Source organism: Mycobacterium parmense, assembly GCF_010730575.1.
GTDB classification, from domain to species: domain Bacteria; phylum Actinomycetota; class Actinomycetes; order Mycobacteriales; family Mycobacteriaceae; genus Mycobacterium; species Mycobacterium parmense.
Window position 1 is genome coordinate 116,440 of record NZ_AP022614.1, and the last position, 25,846, is coordinate 142,285.

Sequence of the window (25,846 nt, forward strand, 5' to 3'; positions counted from 1 at the left end):
ATGAAAGTCATGGCACAACTGGCGATGGTGATGAACCTCGACAAATGCATCGGCTGCCATACCTGCTCGGTGACATGCAAACAGGCATGGACCAACCGTTCCGGCACCGAGTATGTGTGGTTCAACAATGTCGAAACTCGCCCCGGGCAAGGCTATCCGCGCACCTACGAGGACCAGGGGCGCTGGCGTGGCGGCTGGATCCGCGACAAGCGCGGCAGGCTGCGGCTGCGCGACGGCGGCCGCATCAGCAAGCTGCTGCGGATCTTCGCCAATCCGAAGTTGCCCACCATCGACGAGTACTACGAGCCGTGGACCTACGACTACGAGAACCTGACCACGGCGCCCGCGGGCGACACCTTCCCGACGGCCGCGCCGAGGAGCCTGATCAGTGGCAAGCCCATGAAGATCACCTGGGGACCCAACTGGGACGACAACCTGTCCGGCTCTCCGGAGATTCTGGCCGACGACCCGATCCTTCGAAAGATCAACGACGTCAATGACAGCGTCCGGCTCTCCCTCGAAGAGACCTTCATGTTCTATCTGCCGCGGATCTGCGAGCACTGTCTGAACCCCTCCTGCGTGGCCTCGTGCCCCTCTGGCGCGATGTACAAGCGCAGCGAGGACGGCATCGTGCTGGTCGATCAGGACCGCTGCCGGGGCTGGCGGATGTGTGTCTCCGGATGTCCCTACAAGAAGGTGTATTTCAACCACAAGACCGGCAAGGCCGAGAAGTGCACGCTGTGCTACCCGCGGATGGAGGTCGGCCTGCCGACCATCTGCTCGGAGACCTGCGTGGGCCGGCTGCGCTACCTGGGCCTGGTGCTCTACGACGCCGACCGGGTCCTGGAGGCGGCATCGGTGGAAAACGACACCGACCTCTACGAGGCGCAGCGACGAATCCTCCTGGATCCCAACGACCCGGAAGTGATCGCCGGTGCGCGCGCCGAGGGGATCTCCGACGAGTGGATCGAGGCCGCGCAGCGCTCCCCGATCTACGCGCTGATCCACACCTACAAGGTGGCGCTGCCGCTGCACCCGGAATACCGCACCATGCCCATGGTCTGGTACATCCCGCCGCTGTCGCCCGTGGTCGACGCGGTCAGCCGCGACGGTCACGACGGCGAGGACGTCGGCAACCTGTTCGGCGCTCTGGAGGCGCTGCGCATCCCCATGCAATACCTCGCCGAACTGTTCAGCGCCGGCGACACGACCGTGGTCGAAGCCGTGTTGCGCCGGCTGGCGGCCATGCGCTCGTACATGCGTGACATCAACCTCGGGCGACAGACCCAGCCGCACATACCGCATTCCGTCGGGCTCACCGAAGAGCAGATCTACGAGATGTACCGCCTGCTGGCCATCGCGAAATACGAAGAGCGCTATGTTATTCCGACTGCCTTCAGTCCCCAGGCGCGCGAGCTGGAGCAGATGGGTTGCTCGCTTTCCGGTGAGGGCGGACCGGGAATGTACGAGACCGGCGATCCGGTGCCCGTCGCCGTCGAGAGCTTCCATGCGGTCAAGCGACGGGACGGCGGGCGCGCGACCCGGGTCAACCTCCTCAACTGGGATGGCGGCCGGGTGCCCGCCGAAATGTTCCCCGAAGAGCAGCAGCGATGAGGGTGCTGGCCAGGCTGCGCGAACGCGCGGGCGCGGCGACGATGCAGGATCGCGCCGTGTGGCAGGCGGCCTCGCTGCTGCTCGCGTATCCGGACGACGCGCTGGCCCGGCGGTTGGACACCGTCGATGAACTGCTGGGCCACATCGACGGTGGGGCCGCGGCGCTGCTTGCCCGGACGGCCGCGGCGCTGCGTCGCCGCGAGGCGATGGGCGCCGCAATGGATTACGTCGCGACTTTCGACATGCGCAGGCGCGCCACGATGTACCTGACGTACTGGACGGCGGGGGACACCCGCAACCGCGGCCGCGAGATGCTCGAATTCGCGACCGCCTACCGGCACGCGGGTGTGCAGCCGCCGCGCGCCGAGGCCCCCGACCACCTTCCCGTCGTGCTCGAGTTCGCGGCCACAGTCGATCCCGAAGCCGGGCGGCGGCTGCTCACCGAGCACCGGGTCCCGATCGACGTGCTGCGGGCCGCCCTGGACGACGCCGAATCGCCCTACGCGCACACGATCGCGGCCGTCTGCACGACCCTGCCGGTGACGACCGATCAGGACGTACGTCGTGCGGAACGCCTCGCCCGGGCCGGCCCGCCTGCGGAATCCGTTGGGCTGCAACCGTTCAACTTGACCGTCCCGCCGCGTCGCCGGAAGGGGGCACCCAATGGGTAGCAGCGTGCTGTTCTGGGACATCGCGCCGTATGTCACGCTGACCACGTTGCTGGTCGGCACCTGGTGGCGCTACCGCTACGACAAGTTCGGCTGGACGTCTCGTTCCTCGCAGATCTACGAGTCGCGGCTGCTGCGGGTCGCGAGCCCCGTTTTTCATTTCGGGATCCTGGCGGTGTTCGCCGGACACGTGATGGGGTTGTTCATCCCGCCGTCGGTGACGCACGCGCTGAAGGTGAGCGATTACGCCTACCACATGCAGGCGGTGATCGCCGGATCGATCGCGGGCCTGGCCACGCTGGCGGGTATCGGGTTGCTGATCTACCGGCGATTCACCCGACCGCCGGTGTCCATGGCCACAACCCGCAGCGACAAGGTGATGTACGTGGTTCTGGTGCTGGCCGTCGTGGTCGGCCTGTACTGCGACCTGATCGGCACCGGACCACATGGCGGCGAGTTTCACTATCGGTACACGGTCGGCATGTGGTTCCGGGGCATCTGGATTCTGCAGCCGCACGGCGAGGTGATGGTGCGAGCCCCGTTCGACTACCAGCTGCACGCGCTGATCGGCATGGTGCTGTTCACGCTGTGGCCGTTCACCCGTCTGGTGCACGCCTTCAGCGCGCCCGTCTTCTACCTGTTCCGGCCGTACATCGTCTACCGCAGCCGGGAGGCGGCGGACAAGGGCGCGCTGGTCGGCACGGCGCCGCGCCGCCGGGGCTGGTAGAGCTCACCCGGGTGCTCGAGCGTGCGACCTCGGCGCGGATGACGCCCGGCGTGTCGGCGCCCCCTTGACCTGCTCAGTTCGCGTATGCGTAGCCCGCGCTGCCACAATCACCGCGTGTCATTCCGCAACGTCGCCATCGTCGCCCACGTCGACCATGGGAAGACCACCCTGGTGGACGCGATGCTGCGGCAGTCCGGCGCCTTGACCCATCGGGGCGACGACACCCAGGAACGCATCATGGACAGCGGTGACCTCGAGAAGGAAAAGGGCATCACCATCCTGGCCAAGAACACCGCCGTGCACCGCCACAACGCCGACGGATCCGTCACGGTCATCAACGTGATCGACACCCCGGGCCACGCGGACTTCGGCGGCGAGGTCGAACGCGGGCTCTCCATGGTGGACGGCGTGCTGCTGCTGGTCGACGCGTCCGAGGGCCCGCTGCCGCAGACGCGGTTCGTGCTGCGCAAGGCGCTGGCCGCCCATCTGCCGGTGATTCTCGTCGTCAACAAGACCGACCGGCCCGACGCGCGCATCGCCGAGGTCGTCGAGGCCAGCCACGACCTCTTGCTCGACGTCGCGTCGGACCTCGACGACGAAGCCGCCAAGGCCGCCGAGCACGCGCTGGGATTGCCGACGCTCTACGCGTCGGGCCGCGCGGGCATCGCCAGCACCGAGGAGCCTGCCGACGGTGAGGTCCCCGCGGGTGACAACCTGGACCCGCTGTTCGACGTCCTGATGGAACACATCCCGCCGCCGTCGGGGGATCCCGAGGCACCATTGCAGGCGCTGGTCACCAACCTCGACGCGTCGACGTTTCTCGGCCGGTTGGCCCTGATTCGCATCTATAACGGCAAGCTGCGCAAGGGCCAGCAGGTCGCGTGGATGCGCGAGGTCGACGGGCTGCCCGTCATCACCAGCGCCAAGATCACCGAGCTGCTGGCGACCGAGGGCGTGGAGCGCAGCGCCACCGACGAGGCCATCGCCGGTGACATCGTGGCCGTGGCCGGGCTGCCGGAGATCATGATCGGCGACACGCTGGCCGATCCCGACCACGCCCACGCGCTGCCGCGGATCACCGTCGACGAGCCGGCCATCTCGGTGACCATCGGCACCAACACCTCGCCGCTGGCGGGCAAGGTGCCCGGCCACAAGCTGACCGCGCGCATGGTCCGCAGCCGTCTCGACCAGGAACTGGTCGGCAATGTCTCGATCCGGGTCGTGGACATCGGCCGGCCCGACGCGTGGGAGGTCCAGGGCCGCGGCGAGCTCGCCCTGGCGGTGCTGGTCGAACAGATGCGCCGCGAGGGCTTCGAGCTCACGGTGGGCAAGCCGCAGGTGGTGACCCGCACGATCGACGGAAGGCTGCACGAGCCGTTCGAGGCGATGACGATCGACTGCCCCGACGAGTTCGTCGGTGCCATCACCCAATTGATGGCCGCCCGCAAGGGGCGCATGGAGGAGATGACCAACCACGCGGCGGGCTGGGTCCGCATGGATTTCATCGTGCCCAGCCGCGGCCTGATCGGCTTCCGCACCGACTTCCTCACGCTCACCCGCGGCACCGGCATCGCCAACGCGGTCTTCGACGGCTACCGGCCGTGGGCGGGGGAGATCCGCGCCCGGCACACCGGGTCGCTGGTGTCCGACCGGTCGGGCACCATCACACCGTTCGCGATGATCCAGCTCGCCGACCGCGGCCAGTTCTTCGTCGAGCCCGGTCAGGACACCTACGAGGGCATGGTCGTCGGGATCAATCCGCGCGCCGAGGATCTCGACGTCAACGTCACCCGGGAGAAGAAGCTCACCAACATGCGGTCCTCGACGGCCGACGTGATCGAAACGCTGGCCCGCCCACTGGAACTCGACTTGGAGCAGGCCATGGAGTTCTGTGCGCCCGACGAATGTGTCGAGGTCACCCCGGAGATCGTGCGGGTCCGCAAGGTCGAGCTGGACGCCACCAGCCGCGCGCGCAGCCGGGCGCGGGCCAAGGCCCGGGGTTAGTCAGTTGGCGCGTCCCGGCCGGTTCACGCTCGCCGAACGTGTCGTTGCCCGCGCGCTGAGCCGGGCCCGCCGGCTGCTCGTCGCGGGCGGTGTCGTGGTGTCGCTGATCGGTCTGGGGCTGGCGGCCTGCACGGTCAAGCCGCCGCCGGCGCCGCAGAGCACGGACACCCCGCACAACTCGCCCCCGCCGCCGCCGCGGGTCACCCAGATCATCATGGGCATCGACTCGATCGGCGCGGGGTTCAACCCGCACCTGTTGTCGGACCTTTCCCCGGTCAACGCGGCGATCAGCGCGCTGGTGCTGCCCAGCGCCTTTCGGCCGGTGCCCGACCCCAACACGGCCACGGGTTCGCGGTGGGAGATGGACCCGACGCTGTTGGTGTCGGCTGAGGTGACCAGCCAGGCCCCGTTCACGGTGACCTACAAGATCCGGCCCGAGGCGCAGTGGACCGACAACGCCCCCATCGGGGCCGACGATTTCTGGTACCTCTGGCGGCAGATGGTCGGGCAGCCCGGTGTCGTCGACCCCGCCGGCTACGACCTCATCACCTCGGTGCAGTCGCTGGAGGGCGGCAAGCAGGCGGTCGTCACGTTCGCGCAGCCGTACCCGGCGTGGAAAGAACTGTTCAGCAACATCCTGCCCGCGCATATCGTCAAGGACGTGCCGGGCGGCTTCGCCGCCGGCCTGGCCAGGGCCATGCCGGTGACGGGCGGGCAGTTCCGGGTGGAGAGCATCGACCCGCAGCGCGACGAGATCCTCATCGCGCGCAACGACCGCTACTGGGGCCCGCCCGCCAAGCCGGCGCTCATCCTGTTCCGCCGGGCGGGCGCGCCCGCCGCGCTCGCCGACTCCGTCCGCAACGGCGACACGCAGGTGGCCCAGGTGCACGGCGGTTCGGCTGCGTTCGCGCAGCTCTCGGCGATCCCCGACGTGCGGACCGCCCGGATCGTGACGCCGCGGGTGATGCAGCTGACATTGCGCGCCAACGAGCCCAAGCTGTCCGACACGCAGGTCCGCAAGGCGATACTCGGGTTGCTCGACGTGGACCTGCTCGCGGCCGTGGGGGCCGGCAGCGACAACACCGTCACCCTGGACCAGGCCCAGATCCGCTCACCGAGCGACCCGGGGTACGTGCCGACCGCCCCCCCGGCGATGGCCACCCCCGCGGCGCTGGCACTGCTGGCGGGGGCCGGTTACACCGTCGAGCCCAACGCTTCGGCGTCGCCCGAGCCGACACCGGCGAGCACCGCCCCACCGGAAGTCATCCGCGGCCGGATCAGCAAGGACGGGCAACAACTTTCGCTGGTGATCGGCGTGGCGGCCAACGACCCCACCTCGGTGGCGGTGGCCAACACCGCGGCCGACCAGCTGCGCAACGTCGGCATCGCCGCGACCGTGCTGGCGCTGGACCCGGTGACGCTCTACCGCGAGGCGCTGAGCGACAACCGGGTCGACGCGATCGTCGGCTGGCACCAGGCGGGAGGGAACCTGGCAACTGTGCTGGCCTCCCGCTACGGCTGCCCCGCGCTGCAGACGACGCAGGTGCCGGCGCCGGGGGCGACGACCACCAGCTCCGGTTCGGCGGGAGTGACGCCGGCTCCCGGGCCGGGCACCACGCCGACGGCGACGCCGAGCCGGCCGCCGGATTCCGGCGCGCTGGTCCAGGCGCCGTCGAACCTCACCGGAATCTGCGATCGCAGCATCCAGCCGAATATTGACGCCGCGATCAACGGCACCAAGAACATCAACGACGTCATCACCGCGGTCGAACCCCGGTTGTGGAACATGTCGACGGTGCTGCCGATCCTGCAGGACACCACGATCGTCGCCGCCGGACCCAGCGTGCAGAACGTCAGTCTCTCGGGTTCGGTACCCGTCGGGATCGTCGGTGACGCCGGACAATGGGTCAAAACCGGTCCCTGACCTGCATCGATAGGCGTTCTACCGCGCTTATGCGCTTTAAGCGCTGGTCATCAAACCTTCGTCAAACGATACCGGTAGACGGATTTATACCTTCTGGCGTACTCTCAGGTAAGCATGAACGCAGTTCTGCGACCAGCCGTCGGGCAACTGGGCCCAAGTGCTGAAGTCGAGTACTAGGGAGCGAAAGTGTCTTTCCTGATCGCAGCGCCAGAGCTGATGGCGGACGCGGCAGCAAACCTGGCGAACCTCGGTTCGGCGATCGGGTCGGCCAACTTCGCGGCGGCGGCGGCGACCACGGGACTGTTGCCCGCGGCCGCCGACGAGGTTTCGACCCAGATCGCGTCGATGTTCTCGGCTCACGCGGCGGGCTATCAGCAGCTCAGTGCCCAGGCCGCGGCATTCCACGAACAGTTCGTCCAAGCCCTGACCGCCGGTGCCGGCACGTACGCCTCGGCCGAGGCCAACATCGTCCAGACCCTGGCGGGCGCCGCTCCGGCCCTCGGTGTCGACCTCGGCGGCGGGCTGGCCGGGCTCGAGGCCGGCGCGGGGATCAACGGACTCGGCGCTGCACTCAACACCGCACTGTCCGGCGGGCTGGGCGGTGGCCTCTCGGGTCTGGGCGGAGCCTTGACCGGCGGGCTTTCCGGAGCGGGATTCGCCCTGCCCGGCGGTATGACCGGCGCGCTCGCCACACTGGGCGGCTTCCTGCAGATCAGCCCGGGCCTGGGAGCCAGCATGAGCGCCGGCCTGTCCGGGCTGGGTGCCCAATTCAACGCCGCTCTGTCGGGCGGGCTGTCGGCCGGGCTGTCCGGTGTTCCCGCCGCGTGGGCCAACGCGGTGGCGCCTTTCGGGGCGCTGCTCACCGCCGGCTCGCCGGCTGCGTTCATGACGCAGCTGGAGGCCATGCAGACCGGTTTCAACAGCGCCCTGATCAACGGCGAGTTCGGCTTCAACTCGTCCCTGGTCGCCCAGGAGCTCGCGGTCGAGACCGCGCTGTTCGGCGGTGCCGGCGCGCTCAACGGCGTGCCCGACGACATCTTCAACTTCTGGAACAGCGTGCTGGGGACGGGCGAGATCGGTTTCAACACCATGCTGGGCGCGCAGTTCACCGGTCTCGTGGGCTTCGGCCCCGGCTTCAGCTGGGGCCAGCCCTGGTATCAGTTCGTCCACGGCCTCTACGTGCCCGGGAGCTATGCCATCGGCAACAACGGCTGGATCAACGGGCTCGCAGGTGCCCTCGACCAGAAGGTCCTGTTCGACTTCGACGTCATCGGCGCCGGCACGGGCATCGTCAGCGGCAACGGGGTGGTGCAAACCACCTTGTCGACGGCCCTGGGCGCGGCGGGGTGGCAGTCGCCGTTCGGCGGGCTGCTCGCCGGGGTAAACGGCGCGCTGCAGCATCAGATCGGCAATCTGGAGGGTTGGGCGGCCCCCCAGGTCTACTTCCTGGGAGGCATCGACGGCACCGCCGGTGGCGGCTTGAACGGCATGGAGACGACCTTCAACACCGGCCTGGTGAACAGCGAAATGGGCTGGGAGGCAAGCGTCTTTGGCGCCAATGCGTTCAACGGAGCGCTCGACCGCACCTTCAACATCGGCAACCTGTTCGTGGTCACCGGCCAGCAGACCCTCAACAGTGTCCTCGGCGCGGCGCCCTTCCCGCCGTTGAGCAGCGCTCTGGCCGGGGGGTCGTCGCTGGTCTTCAACGGCGGCAACATCGGCGGCATCGAGGGTCTGTTCGACCAGACCCTGGCCGCGGGCTTCGACCTCGCCGGGATGATGTGACCATGATCACTCGTGCGCTTCGGCCAGAGGTCGTGACGGCACCCCCCGGACCGCTGCCGGCCGGCGAATCGTCCGCAGGGGCTGCCCCGCGGCCGACGGTTTGCCGCGCATCCATCGGCGATTCACCTGCGGCGGATCCCCTTTGGCGCCGACCGGGAGTCCGAAGCGCGCTTTAAATGCAAACATGCGTTTTCACCACACCTTTTCGATAGGCTTCCGCCAACGCGACACCCTGATCGGGCTAACGGGGTAGCGGTGATGTCGTGATTATTCGGGGAGGTACAGGGTGTCGTTTCTGATCGCAGCGCCGCAAGTCATCGCGGATGCCGCCACGAATCTTACGAATCTGGGGTCGGCGATCGGGTCGGCCAACTTCGCCGCGGCCGCGGCGACCAGCGGTGTGCTACCCGCGGCCGCCGATGAGGTGTCGGCGGAGATCGCCTCGCTGTTCTCCGCTCACGCAGTCGGGTATCAGCAGCTCAGCGCGCAGGCGGCCGCCTTCCACGAGCAGTTCGTGCAGGCCCTCACCGCGGGCGCCGGCACGTACGCCGCTGCCGAGGCCAACGTCGTGCAGACACTGGCGAGCGCGACTCCGGCCCTGGGCATCGACCTGAGCGGCGGACTGACCGGCCTGGAGGCCAGCCTGAACGCCGACATCGCCGGGCTGAGCGGCTCGCTCAACGCCGCGCTGTCGGGCAGCTTCGGTGGCAGCCTTTCGGGCCTGGCTCCCCTCGGGGCGGCCTTGACGGCAAACCTCGGCGGCGGGCTGTCGACCCTGGCGCAGACCGGCGGGGCGCTGGCCACCAGCGTCAGCACCGGGCTGAGCGGTCTGGGCGCCAGCCTGGGCGCGGGCCTACCGGGACTCTCGGCCGGCCTGAGCGGCGGACTCAGCGGCCTGGGCGGATCCCTCAATGCCGCGCTGTCGGGCGGTCTGGGTGCCAGCCTCGCCGGCCTCGGTCCCCTGGGCGCGTCGCTGGCGGCCGACCTCAGCGGCGGGCTTTCGGGCCTCGCGCCTCTGGGCGCGGCGATCACGGCCGGCCTCAACGGTTTCGGGGCCACCCTGGGCGCCGCCCTGCCCGGCATTTCGGCGACGCTCAACGCCGGCCTCAACGGTTTGGGCGGTACGCTCAACGCCGCGTTGTCGGGCGGCCTCGGCGCCAGCCTGGGCGCGGCGTTCCCCGGCTTGTCGGCAAGCTTGACCGGCGGCCTCAACGGCCTCAGCGCCGCGCTCAACGGCGGGCTGTCGGGCGGCCTGGGCGCGGGCCTGTCGGGGCTGGGTGCGGGCCTCGCCGGCGCGCTGCAGACCGGCGCGAACCTGGCGGCCGGCCTGGGGGCGGCGCTGCCCGCTCTCGGCTTCGCCCTGCCGGGCAGCCTGAACGCGGCGCTGGCCGCGCTGGGCTCCGCCTTCGGGATCACCCCGAGCCTCGGTGTCAACATCATGGCAGGCCTGAACGGGCTGGGGATCTCGCTGAACGCCGCGCTCAACGGCGGCCTCGCGGCAGGCCTGTCCGGCCTGCCGACGCTGCTGGCCAACCTCGTCGCGCCTTTCCAGACGCTGTTCAGCGCGACCACACCGGGCGCGTTCCTGACCCAGCTGTACGCGATGGAGACCGCGTTCAACAACGCGTTGTACGACGCCGAGATCAACCTGAACCTTGGCCTGAGCGGCTTGGAGGCGTCGCTGGAAACCGCCCTGTTCGGCGGCATCGGCGCCTTCGCCGGCGTCCCCGACAGCATCTTCGACTTCTGGAACACGCTGCTGCTGGGCGTCCCGGAGTTCGGCATCGACAGCCTGTTGGGGCTGCAGTTGTCGAACGTGTTCGGCGCCGGGTTCTCCGCGCCCTGGATCACCACCAGCCTCCTGGTCGGGCAGGCGAATCCCGTGCTCGGGGGCCTGGGAATCCTCGGTGGGGCCCTGGCGGCCGTGGACGACAAGTTCCTGTTCGACCTCTCCGTCATCGATGCGCTGGTGAGCGGGCTGACGGGCAACGGCTCGCTGTCGGCCGCTTTGACCGCGGGGATCAACGGGTTGGGCCTGACGTTGTCCGGGGCGCTGAACACGTCGCTCGGGGCCGGCGCCACCGGAGCCGCGCTGATCGCCGCGCCGCTGGCGGGCTTGCAGGGCGTGGTACAGGGCCAAGCCGCATTCTTCGGCAACCTCGGGGCCGCCGAGGCGGGCTTGAACGCGAACCTGGTGGCCAACGAGCTGGCTTTGACGGCGGGCCTTTCGCCCGCCCTGTCCGGCGCGGTGAACGCCGCCTTCGACATCCCCAACCTGGTCCTGCAGACGGGCGAGCAATTCGTCAACCTGGCCGGGGCGGGCTTGCTGGCCCCGGGCCTCTCGTTGGCCACCGCGGGCGGCCTCGGCGGCGTGGGCGGTCTCGAGGGCATCCTCAACGCGGCGGTGACCACCGGCGCCGACCTGGGGGCCACGCTGTAAGCCGGTACTACCGCGGACGCGCCGCCGGCTTCGGCGGGAGCACGGTGTCGACGATGAGCGCCAGCTCGCGCCGGTTGGGCGGCTCGCCGGTGAGCAGGAAGTGCTCGTTGATCAGCGCCGGCCCGACCCGCGCCGTCAGCGGCGTGATCGTGGCCGGGTCGATGTCGCCGTCGGCGACCGCTGTGCGCAAAATCGATTCGAACAGCTCGAGCCGCGGGCCGACGACGGCGTCGGCGAAGATGGAGCGCATCTCGGGCTCGTGCAGGAGCTGGTAGATGATCGCCATGCCCGGGAACGCGGTCTTGCCGGCCAGGACGTCTCGGTGGGCGGTGAACATCGCCAGCAGCGATTCCCTGGCCGAGCGGCCGGCGCGCGGCTCGGGTACCGGTGGCAACGCGAAAACCAGTGCGGCGTGCACCAATTCGCACTTGCTCGCCCAGCGGCGGTACAACGCCGCCTTGCCGGTGTGGGCTCGCGCCGCGATCCCCTCCATGGTCAGTCCGCCGTAGCCCACCTCGGCCAGCTCCGCCAGGGTGGCCTCGTAGAGGGCGCGTTCGAGGACCTCGCCCCGCCGGCGGCTGCGGCTGCACTTCTGGTCGGACGGGCTGAGCTGCGGCATCCGTCGATAGTAGCCATCGGCGTTCCTAGGCGCTGCGAGGCGGCGAAACACGCGCGGTAGGGTGCCGTCCATGGCCGAGACCGCCCGGGAGACGCCCCGGCTGCTGTTCGTGCACGCCCACCCCGACGACGAGAGCCTCAGCACCGGCGCCACCATCGCGCACTATGCCGCCCGGGGGGCCGACGTACGGGTCGTGACTTGCACGCTCGGCGAGGAGGGCGAGGTGATCGGCGACCAGTGGGCCCAGCTCGCCGTCGATCGCGCGGATCAGCTCGGCGGTTACCGAATCGGCGAGCTGACCGCGGCGCTGCGAGCGCTCGGGGTGGGCGGACCCAGCTATCTCGGGGGCGCCGGCCGTTGGCGCGACTCGGGGATGACCGGCACCCCGCAACGCCCACGCCGGCGATTCATCGACGCCGACGAGCGGGAGACGGTCGGCGCGCTGGTCGCGATCATCCGCGAGCAACGACCCCACGTCGTCGTCACCTACGACCCCAACGGCGGCTATGGCCACCCGGATCACGTGCACACCCACCTCGTCACGTCCGCGGCCGTCGCTGCCGCGGGCGCCGGCGGCCACCCGGGCCGGCCGTGGACCGTCCCCAAGTTCTACTGGACCGTCCTGGCCGCGAGCGCCTTCGGGGCGGGGTGGAGCGACCTCGACGAGGGGGACCTCGAGTCGCACTGGGCGATCCCGCCGGCGGAGCAGTTCGACTTCGGGTACGCCGACGCCGACATCGACGCCGTCGTCGAGGCCGACCGGCAGGCCTGGGCCGCGAAGGTCGCGGCCCTGGCCGCGCACGCCACCCAGGTGGTCGTCGGCCCGACCGGGCGGGCGTGCGCGCTGTCCAACAACATGGCGTTGCCGATCCTGGCCGACGAGCATTACGTCCTCGCGGCGGGTACCGGGGGAGAACGCGACGAACGCGGCTGGGAAACCGATCTGCTTGCGGGACTGGATCTCGCCACCGCCGCGACACGGTAGGCTTCGAGTCAGGCCGCCACGGGAGGAATGCGCATGGACCCTGACATGGACCCCAACATGCAGCACTGGCAGGACCGGCTGGACAGCTTTCAGTGGGTGATCGGCTCGATCCTCTCGCAGATCGACAGCGTTCCGACCTGACCGAAACCACGTCGCGCGCCGCTTCGGTCGACGACGCCGGCGCCGCTGCGCCCGCGGTTCGTCTCGTGGTGCTGGCGCTGCTCGCCGTCGACGGTGTCCTGTCCGCGGTAGCCGGCGCCCTGTTGTTGCCGTCGTACATCGGTTCGGTGCCATTCCCCGTCAGCGGATTGATCAGCGGACTGCTCAACGCGGCACTCGTGTGGGCCGCCGGACTATGGGCCAGGTCGTCGCGGGTTGCCGCGCTGCCACTGTGGACGTGGCTGCTGACGATCGCGGTGATCAGCATGGGCGGGCCGGGCGACGACGTGATCCTGGGCGGCCGGGGCCTGATGGCCTACGCGGCTCTGCTGCTGATCGTGCTCGGCGTCGCGCCGCCGGCGTGGGTGTTGTGGCGGGTCAACCGCGCGCGCTGACTGCCGGGGATTTACAGAGCTATCGAGCCGATCGGCGGCAGCGGCGGGAAAAAGCCTCGAATCCAATAGATTTCGGCGGTGATGAACTGATTGATCGAAGCCGTGGTCGCCGCGGAGATGTTGCTCAGCCCCTGGGCGAAACTGACCGTCCCGTCGATGAAGTCGATCGCGTTGAACAGGACGCTTTGCACGATGGGCTCGAACAGGTTGTAGAAGAACATGATCTGGGCGGCCAGCGGGCCGATCACCCAACCCGCCGCCCACGTGAGGAGTTCGAAGCCGTACTGGACCCACGGCTCGATCGCGAGGTAGGCATTCTCGATCGCCTGGCCGAGCGGGGCGAGTGCGTTGGCGGCCGGCGCCGCCGCGGCGGCGGTCGCGGCAGCAGGCCCCAGCAGCGCGCCTGCGCGGCCTGCGATCGCCCCGAAGAGCCCCGGGCCGCCGGTGCCGAGCAGGCCGGCCGCTCCACCGCCGAGCACGGCGTTCTCGACCCGGCTCAGGGCGCCGGAGACGGCGCCGCCGAGCGTGCCGCCGGCCAGCGGATGGCCGAGCAATGCCTGGGCGGGTGTGCGCACCGTGTTGACCAGCGTCTGCACGGCGTTGGATTCGGTGGCCGCGTAGGTGTTCGCCCCGGCGCTCAGGACCTGCACGAACTGCTCGTGAAACGCCGCCACCTGCGTGCTGAGCTGCTGATACGCGCGCGCATGCGTGGAGAACAGGGCGGCGATCTGCGTCGACACCTCGTCACCGGCCGCCGCCGCCAACCCGGTCGTGGATGCCGCCGCCGCAGCGTGGGCCGTCGTCAGCGCCGACCCGATGCCGGACAAGTCTGCGGCCGCGGTTACCAGGGCCTCCGGCGCCGCGAGCACGAACGACATCGCGCACCCCTTTCGCTGCACGCCGGCGTGGACACCGCCCATCCGGATGGGCAGATTTGCAGGGATCGTAACGCGATCGCAGATCGTTGGCGGGGATGTCAATGAATCGGCCCGCCGCATCCCTTTGCCGGCGGGGATGTCGGCCGCTTGCCGATCTGGGCCGGGCACTACTGTTGCGCATATGGCACCGGTTAAGGTTGCCGATATTTTGTGGGAACGCGCGGATGAAATTCGATCGTGGGGAAGTTACACCAACGTGCCAGTGACACCGGGACCTCCGGGTGAGGAGCCCATCGCTCTGCCGATCCCTGTCGTTCCGCCTGCCGTCTCGTCGACGGTCAGCGCATCGGCGTTGCGCCGCGTACTGCGCCGGGCCCGCGACGGCGTAGCGCTCAACGTCGACGAGGCGGCCGTGGCGATGACCGCCCGCGGGGACGCCCTCGCGGATCTGTGCGCCAGCGCGGCGCGGGTGCGCGATGCGGGCCTCGAGTCGGCCGGACGGCGCGGCCCGGGCGGTCGGCTGCCGATCACCTACTCGCGCAAGGTCTTCATACCGGTCACCCGGCTGTGCCGCGACAGCTGTCATTACTGCACCTTCGTCACCGTGCCGGGCAAGCTGCGCGCCCAGGGTGCCGGCATGTACCTGGAACCCGACGAGATCGTCGGTATCGCGCGCGCCGGAGCCGAACTCGGTTGCAAGGAAGCGTTGTTCACGCTAGGCGACCGGCCCGAGGACCGCTGGCCCGAGGCCCGCGACTGGTTGAGCGAACGGGGGTACGACTCCTCGCTGTCCTACGTGCGGGCGATGGCGATCCGAGTGCTCGAGGAGACCGGGCTGCTGCCGCACATGAACCCCGGCGTGATGAGCTGGTCGGAGATGTCGCGGCTCAAGCCGGTGGCGCCGTCGATGGGCATGATGCTGGAGACGACGTCGCGACGGCTCTTCGAGACGAAAGGGCTTGCGCACTACGGAAGTCCGGACAAGGATCCGGCGGTGCGGTTGCGCGCCCTGACCGACGCGGGCCGGTTGTCCATCCCGTTCACCACCGGTCTGCTGGTGGGCATCGGCGAGACGCTGACCGAGCGTGCCGACACGTTGCACGCGATCCGTCAGTCGCACAAGGAATTCGGTCACGTGCAGGAAGTGATCGTGCAGAACTTCCGGGCCAAGGAACACACCGCGATGGCCGCCTTCCCCGATGCGGGGATCGAAGACTACCTGGCCACGGTCGCGGTGGCGCGGCTGGTGCTCGGCCCGGGCATGCGGATTCAGGCGCCGCCCAATCTGGTCTCCCGTGACGAGTGCCTGGCCCTGGTGGGCGCCGGCGTCGACGATTGGGGCGGCGTGTCACCGCTGACCCCCGACCACGTCAACCCGGAACGACCGTGGCCCGCGCTCGACGAGCTGGCCGCGGTCACCGCGGAGGCGGGCTACGAGCTGATGCAGCGGTTGACCGCCCAGCCCAGGTACGTGCAGGCCGGCGCGGCGTGGATCGACCCGCGGGTGCGCGCACACGTCGAGGCCCTCGCCGATCCGGCCACCGGCCTTGCCCGCGACGTCCAACCCGTCGGCATGCCCTGGCAGGAGCCCGACGACGTGGGCTCGACCGGCCGCGTCGACCTGCACGCCGCGATCGACACCGAGGGCCGCAATACCGTCGCCCGCAGTGACCTCGACAGCGCCTTCGGCGACTGGGAGTCGGTTCGCGCGCGGGTGCACGAGCTGGCCGCCCAGGGCGCCAAAGCGCCGGAGCGACTAGACACCGATGTGCTGGCCGCGCTGCGCTCGGCCGAACGCGATCCCGCCGGCTGCAGCGACGGCGAGTACCTGGCGCTGGCGACCGCCGATGGGCCCGCACTGGAAGCGCTTACGGCGCTGGCCGATTCGCTGCGCCGCGACACGGTGGGCGACGACGTGACGTTCGTGGTGAACCGCAACATCAACTTCACCAACATCTGTTACACGGGCTGCCGGTTCTGCGCATTCGCGCAGCGCAAGGGCGACGCTGACGCGTATTCGCTGTCCGCCGACGAGGTCGCCGAGCGCGCCTGGGAGGCGCACGTCGACGGCGCCACCGAGGTGTGTATGCAGGGCGGGATCGACCCGGAACTGCCGGTCAGCGGCTACGCCGATTTGGTCCGGGCCGTCAAGGCGCGCGTCCCGTCGATGCACGTGCACGCGTTCTCGCCGATGGAGATCGCCAACGGAGTGACGAAGAGCGGCTTGAGCATCCGCGAGTGGCTGATCAGCCTGCGCGAGGCCGGGCTGGACACCATCCCCGGCACCGCCGCCGAAATCCTCGACGACGAGGTGCGCTGGGTGCTGACGAAGGGCAAGTTGCCGGCGTCGCTGTGGATCGAGATCGTGAGCACCGCACACGAGGTGGGACTGCGCTCGTCGTCGACGATGATGTACGGGCACGTGGACGCCCCGCGGCACTGGGTCGCCCACTTCAACGTGCTGCGCGACATCCAGGACCGCACCGGCGGTTTCACCGAGTTCGTCCCCCTGCCCTTCGTGCACCAGAATTCGCCCCTGTATCTGTCCGGCGCGGCGCGCCCCGGCCCCACCCTGCGCGACAATCGCGCCGTCCACGCGTTGGCGCGAATCATGTTGCACGGCAGGATCCCTCATATTCAGACGAGTTGGGTCAAGCTCGGCGTCGAGCGCACACAGGTCATGCTCAACGGCGGCGCGAACGACTTGGGCGGCACCCTGATGGAGGAGACCATCTCGCGGATGGCGGGCTCGGAGTACGGCTCGGCGAAGACGGTGGCCGAATTGACCGCGATCGCCGACGGTATCGGCCGTCCGGCGCGCCAGCGCACCACCACCTACTCATCGCAGGCCGCGTAGCACCCGAGTCCGCGTCGTCGCGCGCAGGCATCTTCGGAGGCTCGCGCGGGTATGGCTTCTCCTATGAGCCGGCGCATCGACGACGAGCGATTTCCCGAGTGGCAGCCGTTTGTGGATGCCGTCCGGCACAGACGTCCCGACGACACCACCTGGTGCGACCCGTGGACCGTGCGTGACATCGTCGTTCATCAAACGGGCACCGCCGGGGAACTCGCGCGAGTGCTGGGCGCGCACCTGCAGGGCGAGTCCGTCGAGACCCGCGGCTTCGAGGAGCGGGAGGCCCCGCTGCGCGCCCTCGACGACTCGGACCTGTGGGATGCCCTGCACGACCGGATGGCCGATCTGACCGAGGTCGCGGCGGCCGCGGCCGACGAGGCCGACGCGGACACCGACGTCGCGTGGACCGGCCGCACGATGAAGGTGCCCTGGTTCGCCGAGCACATGCGCATGGAACTCGTCCTGCACGGCTGGGACATCACCGGCTGCGACGCGGCGTCGCAGAGGCGGCTCGGTCAGCCGTGGATGACGACCCACAGCGTCTTCGCGGTGGGTCGTCCACTGCTGGCCAAGGGGGCCGGGCAACTGCGGCCAGGTGAGCGCGTCGATGCGCGGTTGCGCGTTCCCGAGACCGACGACGTGGTGGTATGTGCCGATGCCGACCACACCGCCATCGGGCTGGCCGAACCCGACGGACCGGCGACCGTGGAAACCGACGCCGCCGCCCGCGTGCTGCTGCTGTGGGGACGTCGGCCCGCGGACCCGTCGCGGATCCACAGTCACGGTGGCGCGGAGACCTTGGGCCAGCTACGCCGACTGCTCAGCGGCTACTGAGCCGCGAGCGACTCAGTAGTTGTTGCAGCTACCCGCCACGGACAGGACGTCGTTGAAGTACGGCGCGGCCTGCGGCATGGCCTGGATCTGCTGAGCCATCTGCAGACGCTTCGGCGGCGGCGATGCCAGGAAGTTGCGCAGATACGACTGCGCGATCGGCGATCCGTTCAGCTGCGCGGCAGCGCCCGGGTCGGTCGCGTTCAGCGCCGCCATGACCTGCCCGTAGTTGCACGTCGTGTTGATCACCGGGTCCAAAGGATCCGCGGCCGCGATTCCGGCACTGGCGGTCAATGCGAACGCCGCACCGCCAACCGCAGCGGCCAATTTAGACAATGACAGCCTCACCATGAGTGGACACCTTCCCCAATTAGTTCACCGTTACCGGCGACGACATCTGCCCAGCGGTTGCCGTCTCCGGTCGAGATTACCAGGCCCGTTGAGCATTGTTCTATTTCAACGGTTATCGCACGCGATGCCGCGGGCGTAACTATGCGCAGGTCAGAGGCCTGATCAGGACTGTTCGCCGTGAGTGAAACGGTCCGGGGGCCAAGCCGCCCGTTAGTCAGGCTAGCTAGTTATGCGCTTTGCGTCCCGGCGCCGGGGCCGGCCGTTGCGGCCTCCGAGCGGGTTCGCTACCGGCGCCGGGCGGCCGCGCTACGCCGGCCGGCGCGATCGCCGCGCCCCGCTCGGGGCGGGCGCATGGCGGGTGATTTGCCAGGCGTGCCAAGTGGTTGACGTGTATGTGCGACGTCTAGTATCAGTAACCGAAAGCTTTGTCTATAGCGCCCCGAAAACCGGGGCCGGCCCAACGACAGCCCGCATTGAGCAATAGATGGAGGAGACGTCTGTGACGTACACGATCGCCGAACCCTGCGTCGACATCAAGGACAAGGCGTGTATCGAGGAATGCCCGGTCGACTGCATCTACGAGGGCGCTCGGATGATGTACATCCACCCCGACGAATGCGTCGACTGCGGCGCCTGCGAGCCGGTCTGCCCCGTCGAAGCGATCTACTACGAAGACGATGTGCCCGACCAGTGGAGCCAGTACACCCAGATCAACGCCGACTTCTTCGCCGAACTGGGGTCGCCGGGCGGCGCCGCCAAGGTCGGCCTCACCGAAAACGACCCGCAGGTGGTCAAAGACCTGCCGCCGCAGGGCGAAGGCGACTGAGCGGGCCGTTGCTCCGTAGGCGTCCCGCGGGGGCGGCCCGTGTCTCGGCGTCCCTGCCGGAGTTTCCGTGGGACACCTTGGCCGAGGCCAAGACGCTGGCCGCCGCCCACCGGGACGGGATCGTCGATCTGTCCGTCGGCACCCCGGTGGACCCGGTCGCGCCGCTGATCCAACAGGCCCTGGCGTCCGCCGGGTCCGAGTCGGGCTACCCCGCCACCGCCGGCACCCCGCGCCTGCGCGAATCGGCCGTGGCCTCGCTGCAGCGCCGCTTCGGCATCACGGGGCTCGGTCAGGCGGCCGTTCTGCCGGTGATCGGCAGCAAGGAGCTCATCGCCTGGCTGCCGACGCTGCTCGGCCTGGGGAGCGCCGACGTGGTCGTGGTGCCCGAACTGGCGTATCCGACCTACGACGTCGGCGCCCGGCTGGCCGGGGCGCGGGTGTTGCGCGCGGACTCGCTGACCCAGCTGGGCCCGCAAGCCCCGGCGCTGCTGTACCTGAACTCGCCGAGCAACCCGACCGGGCGGGTACTGGGCGTCGACCACCTGCGCAAAGTGGTGCGGTGGGCGCGCGACAGGGGCTGCGTGGTGGCGTCCGACGAGTGCTACCTGGGGCTGGGCTGGGAAGCGCAGCCGCTGTCGGTCCTGCATCCCTCGGTCTGCGACGGTGACCATACCGGGCTGCTCGCGATCCACTCGCTGTCGAAGAGTTCGTCGCTGGCCGGTTACCGGGCCGGTTTCGTCGCCGGGGACGCCGAGCTGGTCGCCGAGCTGCTGGCCGTGCGCAAACACGCCGGGATGATCGTGCCGACACCGGTGCAGGCGGCCATGGTCGCCGCCCTGGACGACGACGCCCACGAGAAGCTACAGCGGCAGCGCTACGAAGCCCGGCGGGCGGCCCTGCTGCCGGCCCTGCGCTCGGCGGGATTCACCGTCGAGCATTCGGAGGCCGGCCTGTACCTGTGGGCCACCCGCGGCGAATCGTGCCAGGACACCGTCGCCTGGCTGGCCACGCGGGGAGTGCTGGTGGCGCCGGGTCATTTCTACGGCCCGCGCGGCGCGCAGCACGTCCGGGTGGCGCTCACCGCGACCGACGAGCGCGTCGCCGCGGCGGTCCAGCGACTGAGTTAGTCCGTCCTCCCGCGGCCCGGGCGAAGCGACCGGCAGAATACGTCGGAGTCGTTGTCCCTGTTTTCCTGGTTTTCCGAGTTGATGCCGGGGTAAGGAATGTGTTCGTGACGAGTACGACGGGCAAAGCGCGCATCCCACTGTCGCTCGGCGACATCGCCAAGCGCGTGTTTCTGGGCAAGCCGCTGATCACCGAGGAACTGTCGTCCGAAAAGCTGTCCAACGGGGTTGCCCTGGGCGCGCTTTCACCGGACGCGATCTCCTCGACGGCTTACGGCACCGAACAGATCCTCATCGAGCTGCTGCCGCACGCCGGGCTGGCCGCGTTCGCGTTGTTGCTGCCCATCACCGGCGTCATCCTGTTGATCCTGGTCTTGGTGGCCGCGTCCTATCGGCAGGTCGTGATGGCCTACACCCGCGCCGGCGGCTCCTACATCGTCGCGCGCGACAACTTTGGGCCGAGGGTGGCGCAGGTCGCCGCCGCGGCGCTGTTGATCGACTACGTGGTTACCGTCGCCGTGCAGTCGGCGGCCGCGACGGTCGCGGTGGTGTCCGCCCTCCCCGTACTCGGTCCGCACAGCCTGCAGATCACGGTCGCCGCGGTTCTGCTCATCTGTTACGCCAACCTGCGCGGCCTCAAGGAAGCGGGGTGGCAGTTCGCGTTCGCCACCTACTTTTTCGTCATCATGGTCGGCGCGATGATCGTCGTCGGCGTCGCGCGGATGACGATGGGTGACCTCCCCGTCTACGACCCGTCGCACCTGCCCGGCACCGTCCCCGTTCATCAAGGCAACGGCCTGGTGATGGGGGCGACGATCCTGGTGCTGTTGCGCGCCTTCGCCAACGGGGGTTCGTCGCTGACCGGGGTCGAGGCGATCTCCAATACGGTCGACTACTTCCGGAAGCCGCAGGGGCAAAACGCGCGTCGGGTGTTGACCATCATGGCTTGCATCCTCGGGTTCTTGCTGGCCGGCGTGGCGTATCTGGCGCACGTCACTCATGCCACGCCGTATGTCAGCGAATACCCGTCGGTGCTGTCGCAGATAACGCGCGCGGTATTCGGCGGCGGGACGGTCGGCAACGTCATCTACTTCCTCGTGCAGGCGTCCACCGCCGCAATTCTGTTCACCGGCGCCAACACCAGCTTCAACGGGTTCCCGGCGCTGGCCAGTTTCGTCGCCGAAGACCGCTTCCTGCCCAGGCAGCTGACAAAGCGCGGGCACCGGCTGGTGTTCTCCAACGGCATCATGACCCTGGCCGCGCTGTCGGTGGTGCTGCTGCTGGTCACGGGGGGCTCGGTGAACGCCCTGGTCCCCTTCTACGCGATCGGCGTGTTCACCGGCTTTTCGATGGCCGGCTACGGGATGACGAAATACCATCTGAGACAACGGGAGTCGGGATGGCGCCGCCGACTGGTGATCAACCTGACGGCGGGAATCCTGTCCACGGTCGTCGTCGGCATCTTCGCGGTGGCCAAGTTCACCGAGGGCGCGTGGCTGGTGGTCGTCGTCTTCCCGCTGCTGGTGTGGGGGCTCATCCGGCTCAACAACGAATACCGGGCCGAGGCCAACATCCTCGAAATGTTCCGCACCGACAGACCGGAGCTGACCAAATACGCCCGGCACAAGGTCTACGTGTTCGTCAACTCCGTCGACCTGGCCTCGCTCGAAGCGTTGCGGTATGGCAAGGGACTACGCTCCGACGAGCTGGTCGCCGTGCACATCATGATCGACGCCGCCCATGCCGCGGCGCTGCGAAAGCGCTGGGACTACTTCGATCTCGACACTCCGCTTCGGGTGGTGGATTGTCCGGACCGGCGGATCAACCGCACCGCCCAGCTGGTCGTGGCAAAAGCGCGTGACGAACACCCGCGCACCAACGTCACCGTGCTGCTGCCGCGTCGGACCTACGCGCCGTTCCTCGGGAGGTTGCTGCACGACCGCACCGCGGACAAGATCGCCCGGGCCGTCAGCCTCATCCCGGACGCCGCCGCGACGATCGTGCCCTACGACGTGGAGTCGCGGATCAAAGAGGCCTACCCGGCCACCGTCGAGCAGCGCATCGCCCATCGGCTCGACAGGATCCGGGCATGGGTCTCCCGGGGCGAAGACGACAACGTCGACGCCTACGAACATCCCGAACGGCCATCGGTGATCACCGTGGCCGCCCTGATCCCCGGGCAGCGTGGCACCGTGGAAGGCCGCGTCAGCGAGGTGCAGGACGTGACCGAACGCGGGCGCACGGTGCGGCAGGTGATCGTCGGCGACAGCAGCGGGGAACTGACCGTGGTGTTCCGCCCGGGCGCCGGGGGTGCCGACATCCAGCCGGGTCAGCTGGTGCGGATTACGGGCAAGGCCCGCCAGAGCGGCAACCGGGGCGTGTCGATGACCGACCCCACATACCAGGTGATCGAGGACCCCGCCGGCGACGACTCGGCGAGCGACGACGACTCGGCCGGGCCGGAGGGCTCCGGCAAGGGCTGATCGTCGGTATCGGCCCGCATTGCCGCGCTATGTCGACAATCGTGAGGTCTGTCCCCACGACGGGGTGCGGCGCTCACCCGCCGTAGGGTGGGCGCGGCATCTGGAAGCGACGACGCCCGTTGCGTAACACGAAGCTGCCCGTCGGCTCGGCATTGCCTTTGGGTATTCCGCCCAACGTGTTGGGCCCCGCGTGCGCGCCGGCGGCCGCCGGCGCGGCATGAACGCCGCTGTCCGCCAACGGCGTTGACGAGCCGGCAGCGGCCACGGGATTGGCGGTCACCCAGCTCTGCGGCACCGACAATCTCCCCACCGGTGCGGCGTTGCCCACGCTGACCAGCACGGGCCCGCGAACCGCCCCCGGACCCACGGCGTCGGCCTGGGCCGCCGCGGCCTTCGCAGCAGCCTTGGCCGCTTGCGCGCCCGCCAGGTTCAGACCCGTTCCCATGCTGCCCGCAGACGTGGTCGTACGGCTGAATTGGGCTGGGAGGTTGGCCACCGACGCGTTGTTGCCGAGCACGGTGTTGAAGTCTTTGAAGGCGGTGAGCACCGGCGCGGGAATCAGTGACTCGAGTTGCTGCAACGGCGTCGACGAGCTCGACGAGCCGGTGCTGAGGGCCTGCAGTTGTTGCGGGAGGGCCGACATGAGCTCCGCGACGGCGGCCTGGGTCTGTCCGGCCGGAGTGGCCGTAGCCTCGGTGACGGCGGCGGCTTGGTCGGATTGTCCTGTGGCGTTAGCGATTGTGCTTGGCCGGCTGAACTGCGTGAGCACCGTCGCCACCGACGATGACGCGGCGTAGTCATACATCGCCACCGCGTCCTGGGCCCACATCTGTGCGTATTGGGCTTCGGTGGCCGCGATCGCCGGCGTGTTCTGCCCGAAGAAGTTGGTCGCGACCAACACGGCCAACTGTATGCGGTTGGCGGCAATCACCGGCGGCGGGACCGTTGCGGCGAAGGCGGTTTCGAAGGCGGCCGCCGCCGCGCGGGCCTGGCTCGCGGTCTGCTCGGCCTGGGTGGCCGTCGTCGTCACCCAGGCCACGTACGGTGCCACCGCGCCCGCCATGGCGAACGACGCACCGCCGGACCATAGGCCCTGCAACTCGATGAGCGTTGACGAGTAGCCCGCGGAGTACGACTCGAGTTGCGCCGCAAGAGCATCCCACGCAGATGCGGCCGCCATCAACGGTCCCGAACCGGGACCCATATACATCCTGGCCGAGTTGATCTCGGGCGGCAGCGCACCGAAATCAAACATCGACAATCCTTTCTCGACCGACCGTCATCGTCGCCGCGGACAGTGAGGGCGGCGGGGCGTGGGCTGTAGTGCGTGGCCGGCGGCTATCCGCCGAGGGAGGGGCGGGGCATGGTGAACTTGCGGGGACCCACGCGCAGCGCGTTGTTGACCGACGAGCCGGTCAGCAAGCCCGATTTTCCGCCCGCCCCGGCTGCCGGGATGCCGTTCCACACGTTGCTTACCGGGACCTCTTCCCACGACGGGCCCCCGCCGATGTCGGCGTCCGACAGCCACGGCGTGTCAGCCGAAATCGGGGAGACCGCAGCGGGATTCGCCGCCGCCCAGCTCGGTGGGACGGAAACCTTTCCGATGTTCGTGGCGCTTCCCAGGCTGGCGAGCACGGGAGCGTGCCCGGCGCCCGAACTTGCGGCGCCGGCCACCTTTGCGGCACCCCCCGCGGCCTTGGCCGCTCCGCTCGCCGACTGCAGGCCGGAGCGGAAAGCTCCGGTGATGAAGCTTCCCATCGACGTGCTCGTCCGGCTGAAGTTGGAGGCCAAGCTCGCGGGGCTGCTGAAGGTGTTGAAGTCACTGAACGCAGTGAGCAACGGCGCCGGGATCAGCGCCTCGAGCTGCGACAGCGGACTCGAAGCCGCTGATGTCGACGAAGCTGCCGACGTGGCCCCGGTGGTGGCGAGCGACTGAAGCTGTTGGGGCACAGCCGACATCAACTGCGAGAGGGCTGTCTGGGTGTTGCCGGCAGCGCTCGAGGCGGTCGTCTGGGCCACCGCGGCGGCCTGAGTGGGTTGGGCGGCGCCGTTCGTGGTCTGCGGCGGCGCCGTGAACTGCCTCAATGCGCTCGCCGCCGACGACGACGCCGCATAGCCGTACATGGCGCCGGCGTCCTGAGCCCACATCTGTTCGTATTGCGCCTCGAGGGCAGCGATAGTGCCGGTGTTCTGCCCGAACACGTTGGTCGCCGCGAGCGCGGCGGACTCGGTGCGGTTGGCCGTGACCAGCGCCGGGGGCACCGTCGCGGCGAAAGCCGTCTCGTAGGCGGCCGCCGCGGCCCGCGCCTGGCCGGCGGCCTGTTCGGCCTGCGCGCCGGCGTTCGCCATCCACGCGACGTAGGGTGTGGCCGCGGCGGCCATCGCGACGGAGGCGCCGCCGGACCAGCCCTCACCCAGCAACTGCGTGATCACCGAGGAGTAGCCGCGGGAGACGGACTCCAGCCCGCTGGCAAGCACGTCCCAGGCCGCGGCCGCCGCCATCATCGGTCCCGAGCCGGGGCCCGAATACATCCTGGCCGAGTTGATCTCCGGTGGCAGGGCCCCGTAGTCCAGCATCCACATTCCCCCTTCGTCGCCCGGCTGTTGCGAAGGCCGCGCGGCGAGCCCGTCGGGGTGGATCGCTTCGCCGCACCGCCGGCGCCTTTCGTACCGTTGGCTTGCCGTGCCCTACGGCGTGTCAACCGAACATCGGGATCGAAGGCTCCAACGAGACGAAACCGCCACCGGCATCCTCCGCGTTGTAATCGGCCGCGCAATTGCCAACGCAATTGCCAAGCCGAGTACCGAGCACTTTCCCCGGGGCCGTCGGCGGTCGACGATGACGCGCATTTGCGGCGGGCCCCGCCGCCATTGTGCGTTGCCGAATACGACGCGGGCCGCCTTCAACAACGCAGTTGTCTGATCGGTATTCAAACCGAATCGTACTGACCGAACAACGTAAAACGGTTCATGTACAGGATATTTCCAGCTAACCTCACCGGTATCTTCAGTTAGGTGTGCGTTTTGCGCCGATGCACCGGCGATGGCCAGCTCCCCGGGGTGAATCACACGGCAGCCTTTCAGGAAGCGGCACGTCGAGGACGTCGTATCTCCCCACCGCAGGGGCTGTTCCGCCGGCCGGCCCGCCGGATCCACGCGCGCGACTGACGAGCGCACAG

19 protein-coding genes are annotated in these 25,846 nt (G+C 69.2%); 14 read left to right on the plus strand and 5 right to left on the minus strand.

The annotated features are described in order from the left end of the window. From narH to G6N48_RS28565, 7 genes are all read left to right on the plus strand, one after another. Nucleotides 1–1,614 carry a nitrate reductase subunit beta gene (gene narH / locus G6N48_RS00585; protein ID WP_085269321.1) on the plus strand — a complete coding sequence of 538 codons (1,614 nt, stop codon included), beginning with the start codon at nt 1–3 and terminating at the stop codon, nt 1,612–1,614. Further along, a complete protein-coding gene (gene narJ / locus G6N48_RS00590; protein ID WP_085269320.1) occupies nt 1,611–2,285 on the plus strand; it encodes a nitrate reductase molybdenum cofactor assembly chaperone in 675 nt (224 codons plus the stop codon). The genes narH and narJ overlap by 4 nt, the downstream gene beginning before the upstream one ends. Beyond that, the gene (gene narI, locus G6N48_RS00595; RefSeq protein WP_085269319.1) at nt 2,278–3,009 is read left to right on the plus strand and encodes a respiratory nitrate reductase subunit gamma; all 732 of its coding nucleotides are present in this window, start codon (nt 2,278–2,280) and stop codon (nt 3,007–3,009) included. Before narJ ends, narI begins: the two co-directional genes overlap by 8 nt. 114 nt (nt 3,010–3,123) lie before the next feature. Then, nucleotides 3,124–5,013, plus strand: a complete 1,890-nt coding sequence (gene typA / locus G6N48_RS00600) for a translational GTPase TypA (protein ID WP_085269318.1) — start codon at nt 3,124–3,126, stop codon at nt 5,011–5,013. A 55-nt stretch (nt 5,014–5,068) separates the two neighbouring features. After that, the gene (locus tag G6N48_RS00605; RefSeq protein WP_085269458.1) at nt 5,069–6,937 is read left to right on the plus strand and encodes an ABC transporter family substrate-binding protein; all 1,869 of its coding nucleotides are present in this window, start codon (nt 5,069–5,071) and stop codon (nt 6,935–6,937) included. A gap of 186 nt (nt 6,938–7,123) precedes the next feature. Further along, nucleotides 7,124–8,722, plus strand: a complete 1,599-nt coding sequence (locus G6N48_RS28560; protein ID WP_085269317.1) for a PE family protein — start codon at nt 7,124–7,126, stop codon at nt 8,720–8,722. Nucleotides 8,723–9,008: 286 nt separating this feature from the next. Further along, complete coding sequence (locus G6N48_RS28565) at nt 9,009–11,162, plus strand: PE family protein (protein ID WP_085269316.1); 2,154 nt, start codon at nt 9,009–9,011, stop codon at nt 11,160–11,162. Nucleotides 11,163–11,169: 7 nt separating this feature from the next. On the opposite strand, the gene G6N48_RS00620 is transcribed toward G6N48_RS28565, so the two are convergent. Next, nucleotides 11,170–11,781, minus strand: coding sequence for a TetR/AcrR family transcriptional regulator (locus G6N48_RS00620; protein WP_179969834.1), 612 nt, complete (start codon nt 11,779–11,781; stop codon nt 11,170–11,172). Between the two features lie 70 nt (nt 11,782–11,851). On the opposite strand from G6N48_RS00620, the gene mshB reads away from it, so the two are divergent. Both mshB and G6N48_RS00630 read left to right on the plus strand, forming a co-directional pair. After that, nucleotides 11,852–12,766 (plus strand): N-acetyl-1-D-myo-inositol-2-amino-2-deoxy-alpha-D-glucopyranoside deacetylase, encoded by a 915-nt coding sequence (gene mshB, locus G6N48_RS00625; RefSeq protein ID WP_085269314.1) that lies wholly within the window; start codon nt 11,852–11,854, stop codon nt 12,764–12,766. Between the two features lie 92 nt (nt 12,767–12,858). After that, entirely contained in the window at nt 12,859–13,320 is a 462-nt protein-coding gene (locus G6N48_RS00630; RefSeq protein ID WP_085269313.1) for a hypothetical protein, read from the plus strand. Between the two features lie 11 nt (nt 13,321–13,331). Here G6N48_RS00630 and G6N48_RS28570 read toward each other — a convergent pair whose 3' ends face one another. After that, the gene (locus G6N48_RS28570) at nt 13,332–14,198 is read right to left on the minus strand and encodes a PE family protein (RefSeq protein ID WP_085269457.1); all 867 of its coding nucleotides are present in this window, start codon (nt 14,196–14,198) and stop codon (nt 13,332–13,334) included. A 181-nt stretch (nt 14,199–14,379) separates the two neighbouring features. On the opposite strand from G6N48_RS28570, the gene G6N48_RS00640 reads away from it, so the two are divergent. Then, complete coding sequence (locus G6N48_RS00640; RefSeq protein WP_232066505.1) at nt 14,380–17,055, plus strand: bifunctional FO biosynthesis protein CofGH; 2,676 nt, start codon at nt 14,380–14,382, stop codon at nt 17,053–17,055. A gap of 63 nt (nt 17,056–17,118) precedes the next feature. Beyond that, nucleotides 17,119–17,886, plus strand: coding sequence for a maleylpyruvate isomerase N-terminal domain-containing protein (locus G6N48_RS00645; RefSeq protein ID WP_085269311.1), 768 nt, complete (start codon nt 17,119–17,121; stop codon nt 17,884–17,886). Between the two features lie 12 nt (nt 17,887–17,898). Here the strand turns inward: G6N48_RS00645 and G6N48_RS00650 are convergent, their stop codons facing one another. After that, nucleotides 17,899–18,231 carry a hemophore-related protein gene (locus G6N48_RS00650; protein ID WP_085269456.1) on the minus strand — a complete coding sequence of 111 codons (333 nt, stop codon included), beginning with the start codon at nt 18,229–18,231 and terminating at the stop codon, nt 17,899–17,901. Between the two features lie 502 nt (nt 18,232–18,733). On the opposite strand from G6N48_RS00650, the gene fdxA reads away from it, so the two are divergent. The 3 genes from fdxA to G6N48_RS00665 all read left to right on the plus strand — a co-directional run bounded on the left by fdxA (nt 18,734) and on the right by G6N48_RS00665 (nt 22,667). Further along, a complete protein-coding gene (fdxA, locus tag G6N48_RS00655) occupies nt 18,734–19,060 on the plus strand; it encodes a ferredoxin (RefSeq protein WP_085269455.1) in 327 nt (108 codons plus the stop codon). An 8-nt stretch (nt 19,061–19,068) separates the two neighbouring features. Continuing rightward, on the plus strand, nt 19,069–20,187 hold the full coding sequence (gene dapC, locus G6N48_RS00660; RefSeq protein ID WP_232066506.1) for a succinyldiaminopimelate transaminase: 1,119 nt from the start codon (nt 19,069–19,071) through the stop codon (nt 20,185–20,187). Nucleotides 20,188–20,291: 104 nt separating this feature from the next. Next, nucleotides 20,292–22,667 (plus strand): APC family permease, encoded by a 2,376-nt coding sequence (locus G6N48_RS00665; RefSeq protein ID WP_085269453.1) that lies wholly within the window; start codon nt 20,292–20,294, stop codon nt 22,665–22,667. A gap of 73 nt (nt 22,668–22,740) precedes the next feature. Here the strand turns inward: G6N48_RS00665 and G6N48_RS00670 are convergent, their stop codons facing one another. Next, nucleotides 22,741–23,922, minus strand: coding sequence for a PPE family protein (locus G6N48_RS00670; RefSeq protein WP_085269310.1), 1,182 nt, complete (start codon nt 23,920–23,922; stop codon nt 22,741–22,743). A gap of 83 nt (nt 23,923–24,005) precedes the next feature. Continuing rightward, nucleotides 24,006–25,244: a PPE family protein gene (locus tag G6N48_RS00675; protein WP_085269452.1), complete on the minus strand. Its 1,239-nt coding sequence runs from the start codon at nt 25,242–25,244 to the stop codon at nt 24,006–24,008. Nucleotides 25,245–25,846: the final 602 nt, after the last annotated feature.

Excerpts from the sequence above, each read along its gene's own strand:
- G6N48_RS00675 (WP_085269452.1), bottom strand. The coding sequence starts at position 25,244 with ATGCTGGACTACGGGGCCCTGCCACCGGAGATCAACTCGGCCAGGATG.
- G6N48_RS00620 (WP_179969834.1), bottom strand. The coding sequence starts at position 11,781 with ATGCCGCAGCTCAGCCCGTCCGACCAGAAGTGCAGCCGCAGCCGCCGG.
- narI (WP_085269319.1), top strand. The coding sequence starts at position 2,278 with ATGGGTAGCAGCGTGCTGTTCTGGGACATCGCGCCGTATGTCACGCTG.
- mshB (WP_085269314.1), top strand. The coding sequence starts at position 11,852 with ATGGCCGAGACCGCCCGGGAGACGCCCCGGCTGCTGTTCGTGCACGCC.
- G6N48_RS00670 (WP_085269310.1), bottom strand. The coding sequence starts at position 23,922 with ATGTTTGATTTCGGTGCGCTGCCGCCCGAGATCAACTCGGCCAGGATG.
- G6N48_RS00640 (WP_232066505.1), top strand. The coding sequence starts at position 14,380 with ATGGCACCGGTTAAGGTTGCCGATATTTTGTGGGAACGCGCGGATGAA.
- narJ (WP_085269320.1), top strand. The coding sequence starts at position 1,611 with ATGAGGGTGCTGGCCAGGCTGCGCGAACGCGCGGGCGCGGCGACGATG.
- G6N48_RS28570 (WP_085269457.1), bottom strand. The coding sequence starts at position 14,198 with ATGTCGTTCGTGCTCGCGGCGCCGGAGGCCCTGGTAACCGCGGCCGCA.
- narH (WP_085269321.1), top strand. The coding sequence starts at position 1 with ATGAAAGTCATGGCACAACTGGCGATGGTGATGAACCTCGACAAATGC.
- G6N48_RS00645 (WP_085269311.1), top strand. The coding sequence starts at position 17,119 with ATGAGCCGGCGCATCGACGACGAGCGATTTCCCGAGTGGCAGCCGTTT.